We start from the raw sequence: 16,321 nt of genomic DNA on the forward strand, positions 1-16,321 counted from the left end.
TCCGGTTTCCGGCTGGACAGCCGGAAACCGCCCTACCCCATCAGCCGGAACGGAATGCCGGAGAGCAGTGCCTCGACATAGCGCGGCTGCTGATAGAGGCCGTTGAGCGAGACGCGGCCGAGCGCGGTCGGCCGCGCAAGCCGCCCGACCGGCAGCACCGCCGGCCGGGTGGTCACCGCCACCTCGAAGCCGGCCGCGGCGGTGGCGGCGAACTCGCGCTCGCCGGCTGCGCTCGCCCAGCCATAGGGGTAGGAGAACGAGCGCGGCTTCACGCCGACCCAGTCCTCGATCGTGCGCGTCGAGGCGGCGATCTCGTGATGCAGGCGCTCGGCGCTCACGCGCATCAGATTGACGTGCGTCATGGTGTGGGCGCCGAGATGGGCCAGCGGATCGGCGGCGAGCGTGCGCAGCTCGTCCACCGTCATCACCAGATCATCCACAATCGCCAGCGGATCGATGCCGACCGCTGCGGCGGCCTCGTCGATGCGGCGCACCGCCTCGTCCTCGTCGATGCTCTGGACGAAGGCCGCGAGCCGCTCGAAGGCTGCGAACTTCTGCAGGCCGGTGGCGGTCGCCACCGCCTCGGGGCCAGCGCCGAAGTCGAAACGGAAGGACGGCCCCTGCCCGGCCAGCGCGGCGGCGGTCTCCCACCAGATGGTGCGGGTGCGGGTGCTGAAGCCGGGGGTGACGAACACCGTGTAGGGCACGCCGTGCTTCCGGAACACGGGCGCGGCGAATTCGGCATTGTTGCGATAGCCGTCGTCGAGCGTGAAGGCGACGAACTTCCGCCGGTCGGACTCGTCGGCCAACAGCTCCGGCAGGTCGTGGAGATGGACCGGCGTCAGGCCGCGTTTCAGCGCCACGCCGATCGCCTGTTCGAGGAAAGCCGGCGTCACCGCCAGGATGGCGTTGGGATCGAATTTCGCCGGTCCGGCCGGCCGCACATGATGGAGCGTGAACACCACGCCGCGCCCCGCCGCACCCGGCAACAGCCGGCCGGCGCGCGTCAGCGCCACCGCCTCCAGCCCGGCGCGAATGACACCGTATTTGAGGAGCCGCTTGGCTTGTCCGCCGATCAGACTGAAACGGTTGGACGCTCCATGCTTTTGAGTTGTCGCATTCTCTTTCGCAAAACCGGTTCCCGCTTTTGCGGAGAATGCTCCGGCGGCCTGAACAACGCTCATGGTGGCGACGTGCCCGCGAGCGGGCCTTCCTTGATCTGTGTGGCGAGCCGCGGCAGCAGCCGCCGGGTCAGCACGCGCCATGCCGTTGCCGGCGGATCGATCAGGCCCGGCAGCGGATCGTCGAGCGCGAAGGCGGCCTCTACCCGCACCCGGACAAGCGACGCCAGATAGTCGGTCGCGCGCAAGCGTCCTCGGCCGATGAGCTGGCCCGCCGCCACCGCATCGCGCAGCACATAGGTCCAGGCCGTGCCTGGCCGGGCTGCGGCCGGCGCCACCTCGCGGCCCTCCGCGACATCCCACAGCATGGCGCCGAGATCGACGCCGGCAGCGCGGGCGAGCCCGAACCACGACCAGGGACGTGGATTGACGTCGAGCAGCCGCAGCGACCCGTCGTGTCCATCGCGCTTGAATTCCACCTCCACCAGCCCGTCATGGCCGATCGAGGCCAACAGCGGGCGCGCGGCCTCGGCCACGCCCGGCTCCTCGACCACCTCGACAAAGGTGCTGGTGAAGCCGAACTCGATCGGAAACTGGCGCGCGCGGCGGGCGACGAACTCCGCCACCGGCGCGCCCCGGCGCCACAGCGCGGCGTAGGAGAACTGGCTCTCGCCGCCGCCCGGAATCAGCTCCTGGACGACGACGTGCTCGCCGCCGATCTCGGAGGCGGCGGCGCGAAACGCGGCGAGGAAGGCGGTCCGGTCGTCGGCCCGCACCACCTTGGCCTTGACGAAACGGCCGCCGCCGACGCCCATATTCGGCTTGAGCACGACGGGAAACCGCACATCGAGCGCCGAGGCCTCGTCGAGCGAGGCCACCCCGTAGGTCTGCGGAATGGCGAGACCAAGATCGCGGGCGCGGCGATAGAGCAGCGGCTTGTCGCACGCCCACTGCAGCGCCTCCCACGGCGGCAGCATCAGCCGGTAGGCGGCGGAGAGCGCCGCGTGCGACTGCGACACCAGCCGGACGGCCGCGTCATCGCCCGGCACCAGCAGCCAGCCGCCAAGACCGTGCGTCCTCGCCGCCTCCAGCAGGAACGGGATGGCGTTGGCGCTGGCGGGGCCGGGCCAGCCGGGCACGCGCGTGACGAAGCGCGACCAGACCGGCAGCAGCGTCTCGTTGGCAATGCAGCGGACCGGCACCCCGCGCAATCCCAGGCTGCGGGCCAGCGCCAGGGCGCCATGCGCGCCCCCGACGATCAGGGCGCCTGCCCGTCCGCCATGCGAAGAATCCGCCAAGATCGCCGTCTCCGACCGAATTGATACCAACGGCCCAGACGCTGACGCGTGGGCCGTTGTCTCTTGCGGATTTTCTCATCCGAAATCAAGGATTTCGCGAAAATCCGCGACCGGAACCAATGGTCCGCGTTCGCGGCCGTTGGCATGACCCGAATCGCCTCTCCGGCGCACCCAGGTTCTCGGCTGCGGAGGGTGGTGCAAATTCGTGAAAAATCTGGCCTCGCGCAAAAATTGCCGGACGCGGGCGGCCTTACCGCCGATGGATTTGCGGTCTTGCCGGAGACTTGCTCAGGCGCCTATCACGCGGATCGCTGGCGCGACCCGCGTGATAGGTAAGCGGGAACGAGACGACCTTCCGGCCTCTCGGGTCGAGATCCCGTCGACGGCCTCAGAGGCTGTCGCCGAAATCGGCGCGGAACTTGGCGACCAGCTTCTCCTGCCAGTCCGACACCGGCTTCAGCAGCCCGTAGAAGAAGCGCAGGATCGGCGGCTCGTCGATGAACTCCAGGCCGCCGATCAGCCGGCGGTTCTCGTGCAGCCAAGCGATGCGGTCGACCGCATACTTCACCTGCGACAGGGTGAAGACGCGGCGCGGCAGCGCAAGGCGCACCAGCTCCATGTTGGCGAAGATCTCGCGGCCGTCCGGCTCGCGCTGCTCGGAGAGCGTGCCGCGCTCCATGCCACGGATGCCGGAGACGAGGTAGAGTGCCGAGGCCAGCGCGCCGGCCGGATACTGCGACTGCGGGATGTGGTCGACGAAGCGCTTGGCGTCGAGGTGGCAGCCGAGGCCGCCGGGCGGGGTGATGACCGGGATGCCGCGCTTGTCGAGGTCGTTCACCATGCAGGCGATGAACTGCGGCCCCTGGCTGATCATGTCCTCGTCCATGGTCTCTTCGAGACCGACGGTCAGCGCCTCCATCTCGCGCACCGACATGCCGCCATAGGTCAGGAAGCCCTCATAGAGCGGCACCAGACCGCGCATCTTGAAGTAGAGCTCCTTGTCGCGGATGCAGATGCCGCCGCCGCGGGCGCAGCCAAGCTTGCGCGCCGAGAAATAGATGATGTCGAACAGGTCGGCGACCTTGCGGGTGATCTCGCGAATGGAGAGGTTCTTGCAGCTCTCCTCGCGGATCTTGTTGAAGTAGAGATTGTCGGCGAGCAGGCTGGCGTCGAGCACGTACAGGATGCCGTACTGCGAGCAGACCTTGCGCAGCTCGGTGAGGTTCTTCAGCGACACCGGCTGGCCGCCGATCAGATTGGTGCCGGACTCGACGCGCACGAACGCCACCTTGTCGGGGCCGTATTTCTTGATGACGGCTTCGAGCTTGGCGATGTCCATATCGCCCTTGAAGGGCAGCGCGCTGGTCACCTCCAGCCCGGAATCGGCCACCAGCTCCTCGACCACGCCGCCCTGCAGCGTGATGTGCGCCTTGGTGGTGGTGAAGTGGTAGTTCATCGCCACCACCGTGCCCGGCTGCACCAGCACCTTCGCCAGAATGTGCTCGCAGGCGCGGCCCTGGTGGGTCGGCAGGAAGTAGTCCATGCCGAAGATGTCGCGCAGCTTGTCGGCGAGGCGGGTGTAGGTGGCGGAGCCGGCATAGGCGTCATCGGCGACCATCATCGCCGCGAGTTGCTGATCGCTCATCGCGTTGACGCCGGAATCGGTCAGCATGTCCAGGAACACGTCGGCGTTCTGCAGCAGGAACGTGTTGTTGCCGGCCTCGGAGATCGCCTTGAGGCGCTGGTCGATCGGCAGGAGATTCAGCTTCTGGACAATGCGCACCTTGTGCATTTCCAGCGGGACCGACTCCTCGCCGTAGAACTTCACTGTCGCCATGTCTCAACACTCCTGGAGCGTGTCAGTCTATTGTTGCGTTGCTCTGTCGGCATGAAGCTCCGATGGAGCGACGCAGGCCGGCAGCAAATCGTGCACGGGACGGGAAAGGGTGGCCGCAGGGCGCTCTCCGACCTCTCCTCCCGCCTCGGACTCTTCCGCCTCAAACTTGGGCAGAAGACATATCGGCAGTGCGGCCGCTCCCGTATGAGGTGGATCAAACGGCGCGGGCCGGATGGCCCATATGCGAAAACAAAAAGGCCGGGCTTGCGCCCGGCCTCTGCATGCATCGGCCCCATGGCCGCCGGTCAGCGCTTCGAGAACTGGAAGCTGCGGCGGGCCTTGGCGCGGCCGTACTTCTTGCGCTCGACCACGCGCGAGTCGCGGGTGAGGAAGCCGCCCTTCTTGAGCACGGTGCGCAGCTCCGGCTCGAAATGGGTCAGCGCCTTGGAGATGCCGTGGCGCAGCGCGCCGGCCTGGCCGGACAGGCCGCCGCCGGAGACCGTGCACAGCACGTCGTACTGGTCGATGCGGTTGGCGACCACGAACGGCTGCTGGATCATCATGCGCAGCACCGGACGGGCGAAGTAGACGTCGACCACGCGGTCATTGACGGTGATCTTGCCGGAGCCCGGCTTGATCCACACGCGGGCGACCGCGTTCTTGCGCTTGCCGGTGGCATAGGCGCGGCCCTGGGCGTCGACCTTCTTCTCGTACTGCGGCGCCTCGGGGGCGCCCGCCTTCAAGCCCTGGAGGTCTTCGAGGGACTGCAGAACCTCGGCCATCGTCAGGCGCTCCTCACGTTCTTGCGGTTCATGGCGGCAACGTCGAGCGTGGCCGGCTGCTGGGCCTCGTGCGGATGGGTCGGGCCCTTGTAGACGCGCAGATTGCCCATCAGCTTGCGGCCGAGCGGCCCGCGCGCCAGCATGCGCTCCACCGCCTTCTCCAGGATGCGCTCGGGGAACTTGCCGGCGATGATCGACTTCGCCGAACGTTCCTTGATGCCGCCGGGATAGCCGGTGTGGTGGTAGTAGACCTTCTGGTCGAGCTTCCGGCCGGTGAACACCACCTTCTCGGCATTGACGACGATGACATTGTCACCGCAGTCCATGTGCGGGGTGTAGGTCGGCAGATGCTTGCCCTTGAGGTGCATCGCGATGATCGTGGCGAGCCGACCGACGACAAGGCCGGTGGCGTCGATCACCACCCACTTCTTGTCGATATCGCCGGCCTTGGCCGAATAGGTCTTCATGGCGGTTCCCGGGTTGACGACGGGCGCGGCGCCCGGACAGGCCGGGGCCGCAGCGTGTGCGGCCTTGTAGAGAAGGCGCGGGCCGCGGTCAATGCTCGAATGCCCGGAATTTCTTCATTGGAACAATGTGTTACAATTTTGGTGTTTTAATACCGTTGAGCAAGCCCTTTCACTTGTCGGGAATCGAATAGGTGGCGGTAGCGTGGGCGACCAGCTCGTCGCGCCCCTCGGAGCGGATGCCGATGTCGCCGACCGCCAGCCGCTTGCCCAGCTTGATCAGCCGGCATTCGGCGATCAGGTCGCGCCGGGTCGGCTTGCGCAGGAAATTGATGTTGAGATTGATGGTCACCGCCAGCGGCACCGGGCCGATCGAGGCCAGCAACGCGACATAGACCGTGGCATCGGCGAGCAGCATCATCGACGGGCCGGAGAGCGTGTCGCCCGGCCGCAGGTGCTTTTCGGCGTGCTTCAGGCGCACCCGCGCCAAGCCGTAACCGGTGGCCTCCACCGAGAGGTCGCCGCCCTCCGCGAAGGCCTGCGGGAACTCCCGCTGCATGAACGCCTGCAGCTCGGCGGTGGTCATGCGCGCGGGCTCCATGCGCGCGGTCTCGGCGTCATCGGGCGCGGCGGTCTCGGCCGTGGTCGGCAGCTGCATTCCGGTCCTCCCCTACACACTTGCGTTTCACGGAGTGGGCTCGTGTCGCGGCCCGTCCTGCGATTAGATTAGAATGTAACCGTATCCTGTACGCTCAAGCCCCCGTGAGGACGCGATGGCCGAAGTCGCCCCGCAAGAGACCGCCCAGCAAGAGACTGCCCAGCAGCAAGATACCTCCCCGGTCGCCCGCGCCCGTGACGGCGCGATCGAGATCGTGACGCTGGCCCGCCCGACGAGCCGCAACGCGCTGTCGGACGCGATGTTGGCCGCACTGGCGGCGGCGCTCGACGACATCCGGGCCGACCGCACCATCCGCGCGGTGGTGCTGACGGCGCAGGGGCCGGTGTTCTCGGCCGGCCACGACCTCAAGGAGATGACGGCGGCACGCGCCCGCCCGGACCGCGGCCGCGCCTATTACGCCGACATCATCGGCCGCTGCGCTGCGGTGATGCAGGCAATCGTCACGCTGCCGCAGCCGGTGATCGCCGCGGTGCAGGGCACGGCCACCGCGGCGGGTTGCCAGCTCGTGGCAAGCTGCGACCTCGCGGTGGCGGCGCGCGAGGCCAAGTTCTGCACGCCCGGCGTCAATATCGGCCTGTTCTGCTCGACGCCGATGGTGGCGCTGTCGCGCAATGTTGCGCCCAAGCAGGCGCTCGAAATGCTTCTGCTCGGCGAGATGATCGACGCCGAGACCGCGTGCGCATGGGGCCTGGTCAACCGGGTGGTGGCGCAGGATGAGGTGCTCGCCACCGCGCTGGCGCTGGCGAACCGGATCGCCGCGAAATCGGCCCACACCGTCAAGATCGGCAAGGAGGCATTCTACCGCCAGCGCGAGATGACGTTGCCGGACGCATATACCTACGCCACCCAGGTGATGGTGGAGAACATGTTGGCGCGCGACGCGGAGGAAGGGATTTCCGCCTTCATCGAGAAGCGCCATCCCCACTGGGAGGACCGCTGATGCTGCCGGCCTACGCCGCCGCGCCCGGCTGCGCCGACGACGCCGCGCTCCGCCGCATCCTGACCGGGACGACCACCATCGCCCTGCTCGGCGCCTCGGCCAATCCGGCGCGGCCCAGCCATCAGGTACTGAGCTACCTCATCGCAGCCGGCTATCGCGTCCACCCGGTCAATCCCGGCCTCGCCGGCCAGACCCTGATCGGCCGCACCGTCCATGCCCGCCTCGCCGACCTGCCCGAGCCGGTAGAGATGGTCGACGTGTTCCGCGACTCCAGCCACCTGCCCCGCATCTTGGCCGAGATGCTGGCGCTCGCCCCGCGCCCCAAGGTGCTGTGGACCCAGCTCGGGGTGGTCGACGCGGCGGTGGCGGCGCAGGCCGAGGCCGCCGGCATCGCGGTGGTGATGGACCGCTGCCCGGCGATCGAGATCCCCCGCCTGGGGCTGGCAGGCCGTTGACATGTGTGTCGTCATCCCGGCCGAGCGTCAGCGAGAGCCGGGATCGTCACCCGAAAATGATACCCCCTCCCGGCGGACGGTCCCGGATCGCGGGCCTTCGGCCCTTGTCCGGGACGACGAGTTTCTTTTGGCACCATCCCCGTCGTCATCCTGGACGACGCGAAGCGACGACCCGGGACGACAGATCCGCACAAGCGGTTTTCTTCCCCATGCCCCTGTCGTCATGGTAGCGGTTCCGCCGACGCGCCGAACCGCCGCCGTAGACTGCCGGACCAGGAGACCGCCATGACCGACCGCACCCCGGGCTTTTCCACCCTGGCCATCCATGCCGGCGCCAAGCCGGACCCGACCACCGGCGCGCGGACGACGCCGATCTACCAGACCACCTCCTTCGTGTTCGACGATGCCGACCACGCGGCGGCGCTGTTCGGCCTCAAGGCGTTCGGCAACATCTATACGCGGCTCGGCAACCCGACCAATGCGGTGCTGGAGGAGCGCATCGCCGCGCTCGAGGGCGGCACCGCGGCGCTGGCGGTAGCCTCCGGCCACGCCGCCCAGCTTCTGACGATGCACACGCTCTTGCAGCCCGGCGACGAGTTCATCGCCTCCAAGAAGCTCTATGGCGGCTCGATCAACCAGTTCAACCACGCCTTCAAGAATTTCGGCTGGGTGGTGAAATGGGCCGACCCGGACGATATCGCCAGCTTCGGCGATGCGGTGTCGGTGAAGACCAAGGCGATCTTCGTCGAGTCGATCGCCAATCCCGGCGGCGTCATCACCGATCTTGAGGCGGTGGCCGGCGTGGCGCGGCGCGCCCGCGTGCCGCTGATCGTCGACAACACCCTGGCGACGCCCTATCTGTGCCGGCCGTTCGAGCACGGCGCCGACATCGTGCTGCACTCCGCCACCAAGTTCCTCGGCGGCCACGGCAATTCGCTGGCCGGGCTGATCGTCGACGGCGGCAGCTTCAACTGGTCGCAGGAAGGCCGCTACCCGATGCTGTCGGCGCCGCGGCCGGAATATCAGGGCATGGTGCTGCACGAGACGTTCGGCAATTTCGCCTTCGCCGTGGCCTGCCGCGCGCTCGGCCTGCGCGATCTCGGGCCGGCGCTGTCGCCGTTCAACGCCTTCATGGTGCTGACCGGCATCGAGACGCTGCCCTTGCGCATGCAGCGCCACTGCGAGAACGCGCTCGCGGTCGCCGAATTCCTCTCCGCCCATCCGGCCGTGAGCTGGGTCAGCTATCCCGGCCTCAAGGGCGACCGCTACCACACGCTGGCGAAGAAGTACGTGCCCAAGGGCGCGGGCGCGGTGTTCACCTTCGGCCTCAAGGGCGGCTACGACGCGGGCGTGAAGCTGGTGTCGAAGGTGGCGTTGTTCTCCCACCTCGCCAATATCGGCGACACCCGCTCGCTGATCATCCACCCGGCCTCCACCACCCACCGCCAACTCACCGACGCCCAGAAGATCCAGGCCGGCGCCGGGCCGGATACCGTGCGGCTGTCGATCGGGCTGGAGGATGCCGCCGACATCATCGCCGACCTCGACCAGGCGCTGGCGTGAGAAAGAGGAGTTCGGGAATGCGACAGCGCACACGCAAGTTCTGGGGCGCCATCCTGCTGCTGCTCTTGGCGGTCGTCTGGTCGCTCGGCGCCATGATGGTGGCGCAGTCCGGCATCGGCCTCGGCCACTGGTTCACCGAGCTGGTCTATTACGTCGTGGCCGGCATCGGCTGGGTCATCCCGGCCGGCGCCCTGGTGTGGTGGATGGCCCAGCCCGACCGCGCGGCCTGATCCCCCTCGGATTCGCGGGGCGCGACGCATCCGGCACGCGATGCCAACCTTTCCTTGAGGAATTGCTGCCACCTTCCGTGCAAGCCAGAAGGCGCACGCTCGGCAGGGGCTTTGCCCCGCCGGACAGAATGACCGTGACCGTTGCGCCCGCAGCCGAGGGACGCAGTTTGACACTGAGCTGGACCGATGCCGACGCCACGCGCCGGCCGCTGACCGAGGGCGCCGCCGGCACCCAGGTCGTGGCCGGGCTGGAGGCGTTCGGCGATCTCGCCACGATCGAGCCGGTCTGGCGCATGCTGGAGCGGGAGGCGGTCTTCCCCGCCTATCAGCGGTTCGATTTTCTGGCGCTGTGGCAGCGCCACATCGGGGATGCGGCCGGCATCGCGCCATTCATCGTAGTTGGCCGCGATGGCGCGGGCCGCCCGGCGTTCCTGTGGCCGCTCGGCCGGCGGCGGGTCGGCCCGCTGATGGTGGCCGAGCCGCTCGGCGGCAAGCACGTCAACTACAATTTCGGCCTGTGGCGCAAGGATATCGCCGAGGCGCTCGATGCCACGGCGACCGCCGATCTCGTCGCGCGCATCGGCCGGCTGGGGCCGCGGCTCGACATCATCTCGATCGAGCGCCAGCCGGAAAGCTGGCACGACGTGCCGAACCCGCTGCGGCTGCTGCCGCATCATGCCACCCCGAGCTTCGGCTGGCGCGGCCGGCTCGCCGACGATCCCGCCGCCTATCTGGGGCGGACGATGTCCGCCGACACCCGCAACAAGTTCCGCCGCAAGGAGCGCAAGCTCGCGGCGCTGCCCGGCTATCGCTATGTGGCGGCCTCAAGCCCCGGCGAGGCCGAGCGGCTGCTTGGCGCCCATTTCGCGCAGAAGGCGGCGCGGATGCGGGCGGCGGGTCTTGCCAATGTGTTCGCCGAGCCCGGTGTCGAGGCATTCCTGCGCAATGCCGCCCGCCATGGCGTCGAGACCGGCCGGCCGCTGCTCGAATGCCACGCGCTGGTGTGCGACGACGAGGTGATCGCCGTCGCCTGCGCCCTGCGCGATGCGCGCCGCTGCTCGTGCCTGCAGGTGTCGATCACCGGATCGGACAATGCCCGCTTCAGCCCCGGCGTGCTGCTGTTCATGCACATTGCCGAAGCCTGCTGTGCGCAGGGGCTCGACTGGCTCGATCTCGGCGTCGGCGAGGCGAGCTACAAGAACTGGTTCTGCGACGAGGCCGAGCCGCTGTTCGACAGTTGCCTGCCGGTGACCGCCGCCGGCCGGCTGATGGCCGCGGGCCAGCGCGGCGCGGGCGTGCTCAAGCGCCACATCAAGCGCTCGCCGCGGCTGTGGAATCTGGTGCTGGCCACCCGCCGCCGGCTGTTTGCAGCCCCACTCACGCCGCCATGACCGGGTCGCCCGATCCCGGCCCCGCGCCCGCGACGTCCGTCTCGACAACGGCGATGAGATCGGCGATGCCGACCTCGGCGAGTTGGTCATAGACGCCTTCGGCCTCGGCCGGCTCCCACACCTTCGGCCCGACCACCACCGCCAGCGGCAATTGCCCGACGAAGCCGGCCTTGGCCAGCGTCGCCGCCGGCGGCGCGACCAGCACGACGTGATCATAGGTCTGGACCAGCGCCGACAGCGCCAGCGCCAGACGGTCGGCCTTCAGCAGTTCCTCGATCTCCGCCGCCGGTCCGCCGAACGGCACGACATGCAGGCGCGAGGCGCGGTCGCGATGGATCACCTGCCCGAACGACGCGGTGCCGCGCACCAGATTGACGACGCCGGACGCGGTAGGATCGCGCACCAGGCTGGGAGCGGCCGCACGCGGATCGAGCTCGATCAGCACCGTGCGCCCGCCGCGCAAGGCGAGATCGCGCGCCAGCCGGATCGCCGTCGGTGCCGCCGCCACGGTCTCGCTCGCCGGCACCACCGCCACCATGCCCGGCTCGTGCGCGCTCACCAGCTCGGCGAGGCCCGGCCCGCGGGTGGGCTCCTCCGCCGGCTCATCGGCGGGCGCGGCCTGCTGCAGGTTGAGCGCGACGGGAACGCCGCGCTCGCGCACCGCCATGTGACGGGCCCGGCCGCTGAGCAGTTCGCCGCTGGCGACGATGCCGGTCGACAGCACCAGGGTCGCCAGCGTGATCAGCACGATCATCGGCACCTTCTTGGGGAAGGCCGGCACGTTGGAGGGCATGGCGCGCGAGATGATGCGCGCATCCGGCGGCAGCGCCGCCAGCGTGTCGCGCGCCGCCGAGTCGCGGTAGCGCGCCAGATAGGATTCGAGCAGGTCGCGCTCGGCCTTCGCCTCGCGCTCCAGCGCCCGCAGCTGCACGTCCTGCTCGCCGGCACCGGCGACCTGCTGCTTGAGCCGGTCGAGTTCGCCCGTAAGCTGCGCCTGACGGGCCTCGGCGATCCTTGCGTCGTTCTCGAAGGCGCGCACCATGCGCTCGGCCTCGTCGCGGATCTGGCGGTCGAGGCCGGCGATCTGGGCGCGCAGCTCCTTGATGCGCGGATGCTGGTCGAGCAGCGTCGAGGACTGCTCGGCCAGCAGCGCCTTGAGCGTGACGCGCTGTTCGGCGAGCCGGCGGATCAGCTCGGAATTGATGATGTCGGACGTCTCGATCGGGCGGCCGGCGGCAAGCAGCTCGCGGATCATCCGCGCTTTCGACTCGGCCTCCGCCTTCTGGGCGCGGGCGACACCAAGCTGGGTGTTGAGCTCGGCGAGCTGCTGGTTGAAGAGCTGGGTGTTGTTGACCCCGACGAACAGATCGGCACGCGAGCGGAAGGCGTCGGCGCGGCCTTCGGCCTCGGCCACCTTCTTGCGCAGCTTCTCGATCTCGCCCTGCAGCCAGTTCGACGCCTGCCGCGTCGAATCCTGCTTGGCCACCTGTTGGAGCGCGAGATACGCCTCCGCCACCGCATTGGCCACCTTGGCGGCGAGATCGGGATCGCGGGATTCGAACTCGATGGCGATCACCCGCGACTTGTCGATGGGATAGACCTTGAGCCGCTCGAAATAGGCGCGCAGCACGCGCTCCTCGACGGCGAGCGTGTCGTCGCGGCCGAGACCGACCAAGCGTAGCAGATTGGACACCGGCGAGCGCGCATCGAACTCCGGCTTGTCGGCAAGGTGCAGCTCGGCGATCACCTGCCGGCCGAGGTCGCGCGACAGCAGGATCTGCACTTGGCTGGTGACCGCCTCCGGATCGACCAGCGCACGGTCGACCGTGGCATTGCGCTCGATCTCGGGACGGAAGAAGGCGTTCTCGCCGTTCTCGATGAGGATGCGCGTCTCGGCGCGGTAGATCGGCGTCATCAGATTGACGGCGACGAAGGTGAGGGCCAGCGCTACCAGGGTCGGCGCCAGGATCCACCGCCGCTTCTCCCACAGCGCACGGCCGAGCGCGGCAAGGTCGATGTCGCCGTCGTGCTCCCGCGCGGCCGGAACCGCGGGTGCCTGAACCGGCACCAGCGGTTCGAGGCCACTCACTTCGCCGACGCCACGCATCGTCCACTCCACCCAACGCAACAGAACGCTGGGCCGATTAACGTCGCTTCATGGTTGCCGGTCGGTTAATCGGCCCGGCAATTCGCTTGACGCAAGACTTCGTTAACCATGTTCGCCCGATAGAAGAGGTCAGAGGCGATCGGGTTCATCGCAATGCGACTGCGTTCCACCATCCTGCTGACCGTTGCGCTGGCGCTCGCCGGCTGCGCCACGCCGTCGCAGATTCCGCCGGTCGAGGTGGCGCCAGAGGCGCCCTACACGCTCGATGCCGGCGACAAGCTGCGCGTGACCGTGTTCGGCCAGGACGGGCTGACCAACACCTATGCCGTCAACGCCTCGGGCAAGATCGCGATGCCGCTGATCGGCTCGGTGGAAGCGCGCGGGCGCACCACCGAGAGCCTCGCGCGCGCCATCGCGGCGAAGCTGCGCCAGGGCTATGTGCGCGAGCCGCACGTCGCGGTCGAGGTCGAGACCTACCGGCCGTTCTTCGTGCTAGGCGAGGTCACTGCCGCCGGCCAGTACGCCTATGTCAACGGCATGACGGTGGAAACCGCAGTGGCGATTGCCGGCGGCTTCTCGCCGCGCGCCTACAAGACCTATGCCGAGGTGTCGCGGGTCGTCGACGGCCAGCTCGTGCGCACCAGCGTGCCGCTGACCTATCCGGTGCGGCCGGGCGACACCATCAACGTCATCGAACGGTGGCTGTGACACCCCTTCGCATTCTTCACGTGCTGCGGGCGCCGGTCGGCGGCCTGTTCCGTCATGTCGTCGATCTCGCCCGCGAGCAGGCGGCGCACGGCCACGCGGTCGGCGTGGTGGCGGCCACCGCGAGCGGCGGCGCTTTGGCCGAGGCGGCGCTGGCCGACCTTGAGCCGCAGCTCGAACTCGGCCTCAGCCGGGTGCGGATGACCCGGCAGGTCGGGCTCGACGACATCGGCGCGGTGCGCCATGTCGGCGTGCGGGCGCGCGATATCGGTGCCGATGTGCTGCACGGCCACGGCGCCAAGGGCGGCGCCTATGCGCGGCTCGCGGCCGCGCCGAATGCAATCCGCGTCTACACGCCGCACGGCGGCAGCCTGCATTACAGCGCGCGCTCGGCCTCGGGCCTCGTCTATCTGACGCTGGAGCGACTGCTGGCGCGGCGCACCGACCTGTTCCTGTTCGAAAGCGCGTACGGCCGCGACACCTATGCCCGCAAGATCGCGAGCCCCACGGCCGCGGCGCGGGTGGTCCACAACGGCCTGCGCCCGCAGGAGTTCGCGCCGGTGGCGCCGCGTCCGGATGCCACCGACATCGTGTTCGTCGGCGAGCTTCGCCGCCTCAAGGGCGTCGACGTGCTGATCGAGGCGATGGCGCGGCTGCGGCTCGAAGGCCCGCAACTCACCGCCACCATCGTCGGCGACGGGCCGGATGCGCGCTTCTTCCGCGATCTCGTCGAGGCCCGCGACCTCGTCACCCGCGTGCGCTTCACCGGCCCCCTGCCCGCCCGCGACGCCTTCGCGCTTGGCCATCTGCTGTGCGTGCCCTCGCGCGCGGAGTCGCTGCCCTATGTGGTGCTGGAGGCCGCCGCCGCCGGCATGCCGATGGTAGCGAGCCGCGTCGGCGGCATGGCTGAAATCTTCGGCGAGGCGGCCGACCGGCTGGTCGAGCCCGGCGACATCGCCGCGCTGATGGCCGCTCTGCGCAGTGCCATCGCCATGCCGGACGAGGCTGCAACCGCCACACTTCGGGCGCGGGTGCGGGACCTCTTCAGCGTTGCGGCGATGACCGACGGGGTGCTCGACGCTTACCGAACGGTTATATCCACGCGCCGAAATTAAGCCTTCCGTGAAGGTTCCGGGCTAGCCTCGCTTCGCAAAAGAACAGGGTGCGCCCGCTCCCTTCACGCGCATCCTTCGGAGCGTATCGGTATGCTCGATGCAAATTTGCGTGGTGGGCCGGACAACCGCTCGGTTGCGCCCCCCTCCCCGGCCGCTGCTGCGCCGGCCGCGAAGCCCCGCCTCACCGCCGTCGCCCGCCGCCTCGCCGCCGAGCCGATCGCCTCGGCCATCTCGCCGATCGTGCTGGCCGGCTTCGTGCGGCTGGTCGAGTTCACCGCCATCGCGCTGCTGGGCGCGGCGATCTACCTCGCCTATGTGGTGCCGAGCGACGGCTTCGCCGCCTATTATCCGGTCGCCATCCTGACGCTGACGGCGGCGGCCGTGCTCGCCTTCCAGGCGGTCGACATCTATGACGTGCAGGCCTTCCGCTCGGTGTCGGCGCAGTTCTCGCGGCTGGCGGCGGCCTGGACCATCGTGTTCCTGGTCGCCTTCGCCGTGGCATTCTTCGCGCGCATCGAGGATGCGTTCTCGCGCGTGTGGATCGGCAGCTGGTACGTCAGCGGCTTGGCGATGCTGCTCGCGCTGCGCATCGGCCTTGCCAGCCTGGTGCGAACCTGGACCCAGGAGGGCCGGCTGGTGCGCCGCACCGTCATCGTCGGCGGCGGCGAGGCTGGCGAAAAGCTGATCAAGTCGCTGGAGGCGCAGCCCGACAGCGACCTCGACATCGTCGGCGTGTTCGACGACCGCAGCGACCGCCGCTCGCCGGGTCAGGTCGGCGACAAGTTGAAGCTCGGCAGCGTCGCCGATCTCGTCGAGTTCGCCCGCCGCACCCGCATCGACCTCGTGGTGTTCTCGCTGCCGGTCTCCGCCGAGACCCGCATCCTGGACATGCTGAAGAAGCTGTGGGTACTGCCGGTCGACATCCGGCTGTCGGCGCACTCCGCGCAGCTCCGCTTCCGGCCGCGCGCCTATTCCTACATCGGCAACGTGCCGACGCTCGACGTGTTCGACCGGCCGCTGGCCGATTGGGACGTGGTGATGAAGTGGCTGTTCGACAAGATCGTCGGCAGCCTCGCGCTGCTCGCGCTGTCGCCGGTGATGCTGCTGGTGGCGATCGCCGTGAAGCTCGACTCGCCGGGGCCGGTGCTGTTCCGCCAGAAGCGCTACGGCTTCAACAACGAGCTGATCGAGGTGTTCAAGTTCCGCTCGATGTACACCGACAAGTGCGACGCCACCGCCTCGAAGCTGGTCACCAAGGGCGACCCGCGGGTGACGCGCGTCGGCCGCATCCTGCGCAAGACCTCGCTCGACGAGCTGCCGCAGCTCTTCAATGTGGTGTTCGCCGGCAACCTGTCGCTGGTCGGCCCGCGCCCGCACGCCGTGCACGCCAAGGCCGAGAACCGGCTCTATGACGAGGCGGTGGACGGCTATTTCGCGCGCCACCGCGTCAAGCCCGGCATCACCGGCTGGGCGCAGATCAATGGCTGGCGCGGCGAGACCGACACCGAGGAGAAGCTCCAGCGCCGCGTCGAGCACGATCTCTATTACATCGAGAACTGGTCGGTGCTGTTCGACCTTGCGATCCTGCTCAAGACGCCGTTCGCGCTGTTCAAGACCGATAACGCCTATTGACC

The 16,321-nt window shown here is 68.8% G+C and carries 15 protein-coding genes; 8 read left to right on the plus strand and 7 right to left on the minus strand.

All coding sequences use genetic code 11. The annotated features are described in order from the left end of the window. Positions 1-32: 32 nt before the first annotated feature. From BLTE_RS09945 to BLTE_RS09970, 6 genes are all read right to left on the minus strand, one after another. Positions 33-1,016 carry a polysaccharide deacetylase family protein gene (locus tag BLTE_RS09945; protein WP_244599947.1) on the minus strand — a complete coding sequence of 328 codons (984 nt, stop codon included), beginning with the start codon at positions 1,014-1,016 and terminating at the stop codon, positions 33-35. Positions 1,017-1,180: 164 nt separating this feature from the next. Further along, positions 1,181-2,419, minus strand: a complete 1,239-nt coding sequence (locus BLTE_RS09950; protein ID WP_126399959.1) for a carboxylate--amine ligase — start codon at positions 2,417-2,419, stop codon at positions 1,181-1,183. A gap of 388 nt (positions 2,420-2,807) precedes the next feature. Next, entirely contained in the window at positions 2,808-4,256 is a 1,449-nt protein-coding gene (locus BLTE_RS09955; RefSeq protein WP_126399962.1) for a tryptophanase, read from the minus strand. A 305-nt stretch (positions 4,257-4,561) separates the two neighbouring features. Beyond that, positions 4,562-5,038 carry a 30S ribosomal protein S9 gene (rpsI, locus tag BLTE_RS09960; protein ID WP_126399965.1) on the minus strand — a complete coding sequence of 159 codons (477 nt, stop codon included), beginning with the start codon at positions 5,036-5,038 and terminating at the stop codon, positions 4,562-4,564. Positions 5,039-5,040: 2 nt separating this feature from the next. Continuing rightward, positions 5,041-5,505: a 50S ribosomal protein L13 gene (gene rplM, locus BLTE_RS09965; protein ID WP_126399967.1), complete on the minus strand. Its 465-nt coding sequence runs from the start codon at positions 5,503-5,505 to the stop codon at positions 5,041-5,043. Positions 5,506-5,674: 169 nt separating this feature from the next. Continuing rightward, positions 5,675-6,103 carry a PaaI family thioesterase gene (locus BLTE_RS09970; RefSeq protein WP_244600220.1) on the minus strand — a complete coding sequence of 143 codons (429 nt, stop codon included), beginning with the start codon at positions 6,101-6,103 and terminating at the stop codon, positions 5,675-5,677. 172 nt (positions 6,104-6,275) lie between these two features. Between BLTE_RS09970 and BLTE_RS09975 the strand changes: the two genes are divergently transcribed. The 5 genes from BLTE_RS09975 to BLTE_RS09995 all read left to right on the plus strand — a co-directional run bounded on the left by BLTE_RS09975 (position 6,276) and on the right by BLTE_RS09995 (position 10,760). Continuing rightward, positions 6,276-7,121 (plus strand): enoyl-CoA hydratase, encoded by an 846-nt coding sequence (locus BLTE_RS09975; protein WP_126399970.1) that lies wholly within the window; start codon positions 6,276-6,278, stop codon positions 7,119-7,121. Next, positions 7,121-7,576, plus strand: coding sequence for a CoA-binding protein (locus BLTE_RS09980; RefSeq protein ID WP_126399972.1), 456 nt, complete (start codon positions 7,121-7,123; stop codon positions 7,574-7,576). Before BLTE_RS09975 ends, BLTE_RS09980 begins: the two co-directional genes overlap by 1 nt. 285 nt (positions 7,577-7,861) lie before the next feature. Continuing rightward, complete coding sequence (locus BLTE_RS09985) at positions 7,862-9,139, plus strand: O-acetylhomoserine aminocarboxypropyltransferase (protein ID WP_126399975.1); 1,278 nt, start codon at positions 7,862-7,864, stop codon at positions 9,137-9,139. A gap of 17 nt (positions 9,140-9,156) precedes the next feature. After that, complete coding sequence (locus BLTE_RS09990) at positions 9,157-9,369, plus strand: DUF2842 domain-containing protein (protein ID WP_126399978.1); 213 nt, start codon at positions 9,157-9,159, stop codon at positions 9,367-9,369. A gap of 167 nt (positions 9,370-9,536) precedes the next feature. Next, positions 9,537-10,760 carry a GNAT family N-acetyltransferase gene (locus tag BLTE_RS09995; protein WP_160140570.1) on the plus strand — a complete coding sequence of 408 codons (1,224 nt, stop codon included), beginning with the start codon at positions 9,537-9,539 and terminating at the stop codon, positions 10,758-10,760. On the opposite strand, the gene BLTE_RS10000 is transcribed toward BLTE_RS09995, so the two are convergent. Then, on the minus strand, positions 10,747-12,867 hold the full coding sequence (locus BLTE_RS10000) for a GumC family protein (protein ID WP_126399984.1): 2,121 nt from the start codon (positions 12,865-12,867) through the stop codon (positions 10,747-10,749). The genes BLTE_RS09995 and BLTE_RS10000 overlap by 14 nt on opposite strands. Before the next feature lie 153 nt (positions 12,868-13,020). Here BLTE_RS10000 and BLTE_RS18540 point away from each other — a divergent pair, with 153 nt between their 5' ends. The 3 genes from BLTE_RS18540 (at position 13,021) to BLTE_RS10010 (ending at position 16,319) form a co-directional block, all read left to right on the plus strand. Then, positions 13,021-13,575 (plus strand): polysaccharide biosynthesis/export family protein, encoded by a 555-nt coding sequence (locus BLTE_RS18540; protein WP_244599948.1) that lies wholly within the window; start codon positions 13,021-13,023, stop codon positions 13,573-13,575. Then, positions 13,572-14,687 carry a glycosyltransferase family 4 protein gene (locus tag BLTE_RS18545; RefSeq protein ID WP_244599949.1) on the plus strand — a complete coding sequence of 372 codons (1,116 nt, stop codon included), beginning with the start codon at positions 13,572-13,574 and terminating at the stop codon, positions 14,685-14,687. Before BLTE_RS18540 ends, BLTE_RS18545 begins: the two co-directional genes overlap by 4 nt. A 90-nt stretch (positions 14,688-14,777) precedes the next feature. Further along, entirely contained in the window at positions 14,778-16,319 is a 1,542-nt protein-coding gene (locus tag BLTE_RS10010) for an undecaprenyl-phosphate glucose phosphotransferase (protein WP_126399991.1), read from the plus strand. Positions 16,320-16,321 lie beyond the last annotated feature (2 nt).

Source organism: Blastochloris tepida (assembly GCF_003966715.1).
In the GTDB taxonomy this organism is placed as follows: Bacteria; Pseudomonadota; Alphaproteobacteria; order Rhizobiales; family Xanthobacteraceae; genus Blastochloris; species Blastochloris tepida.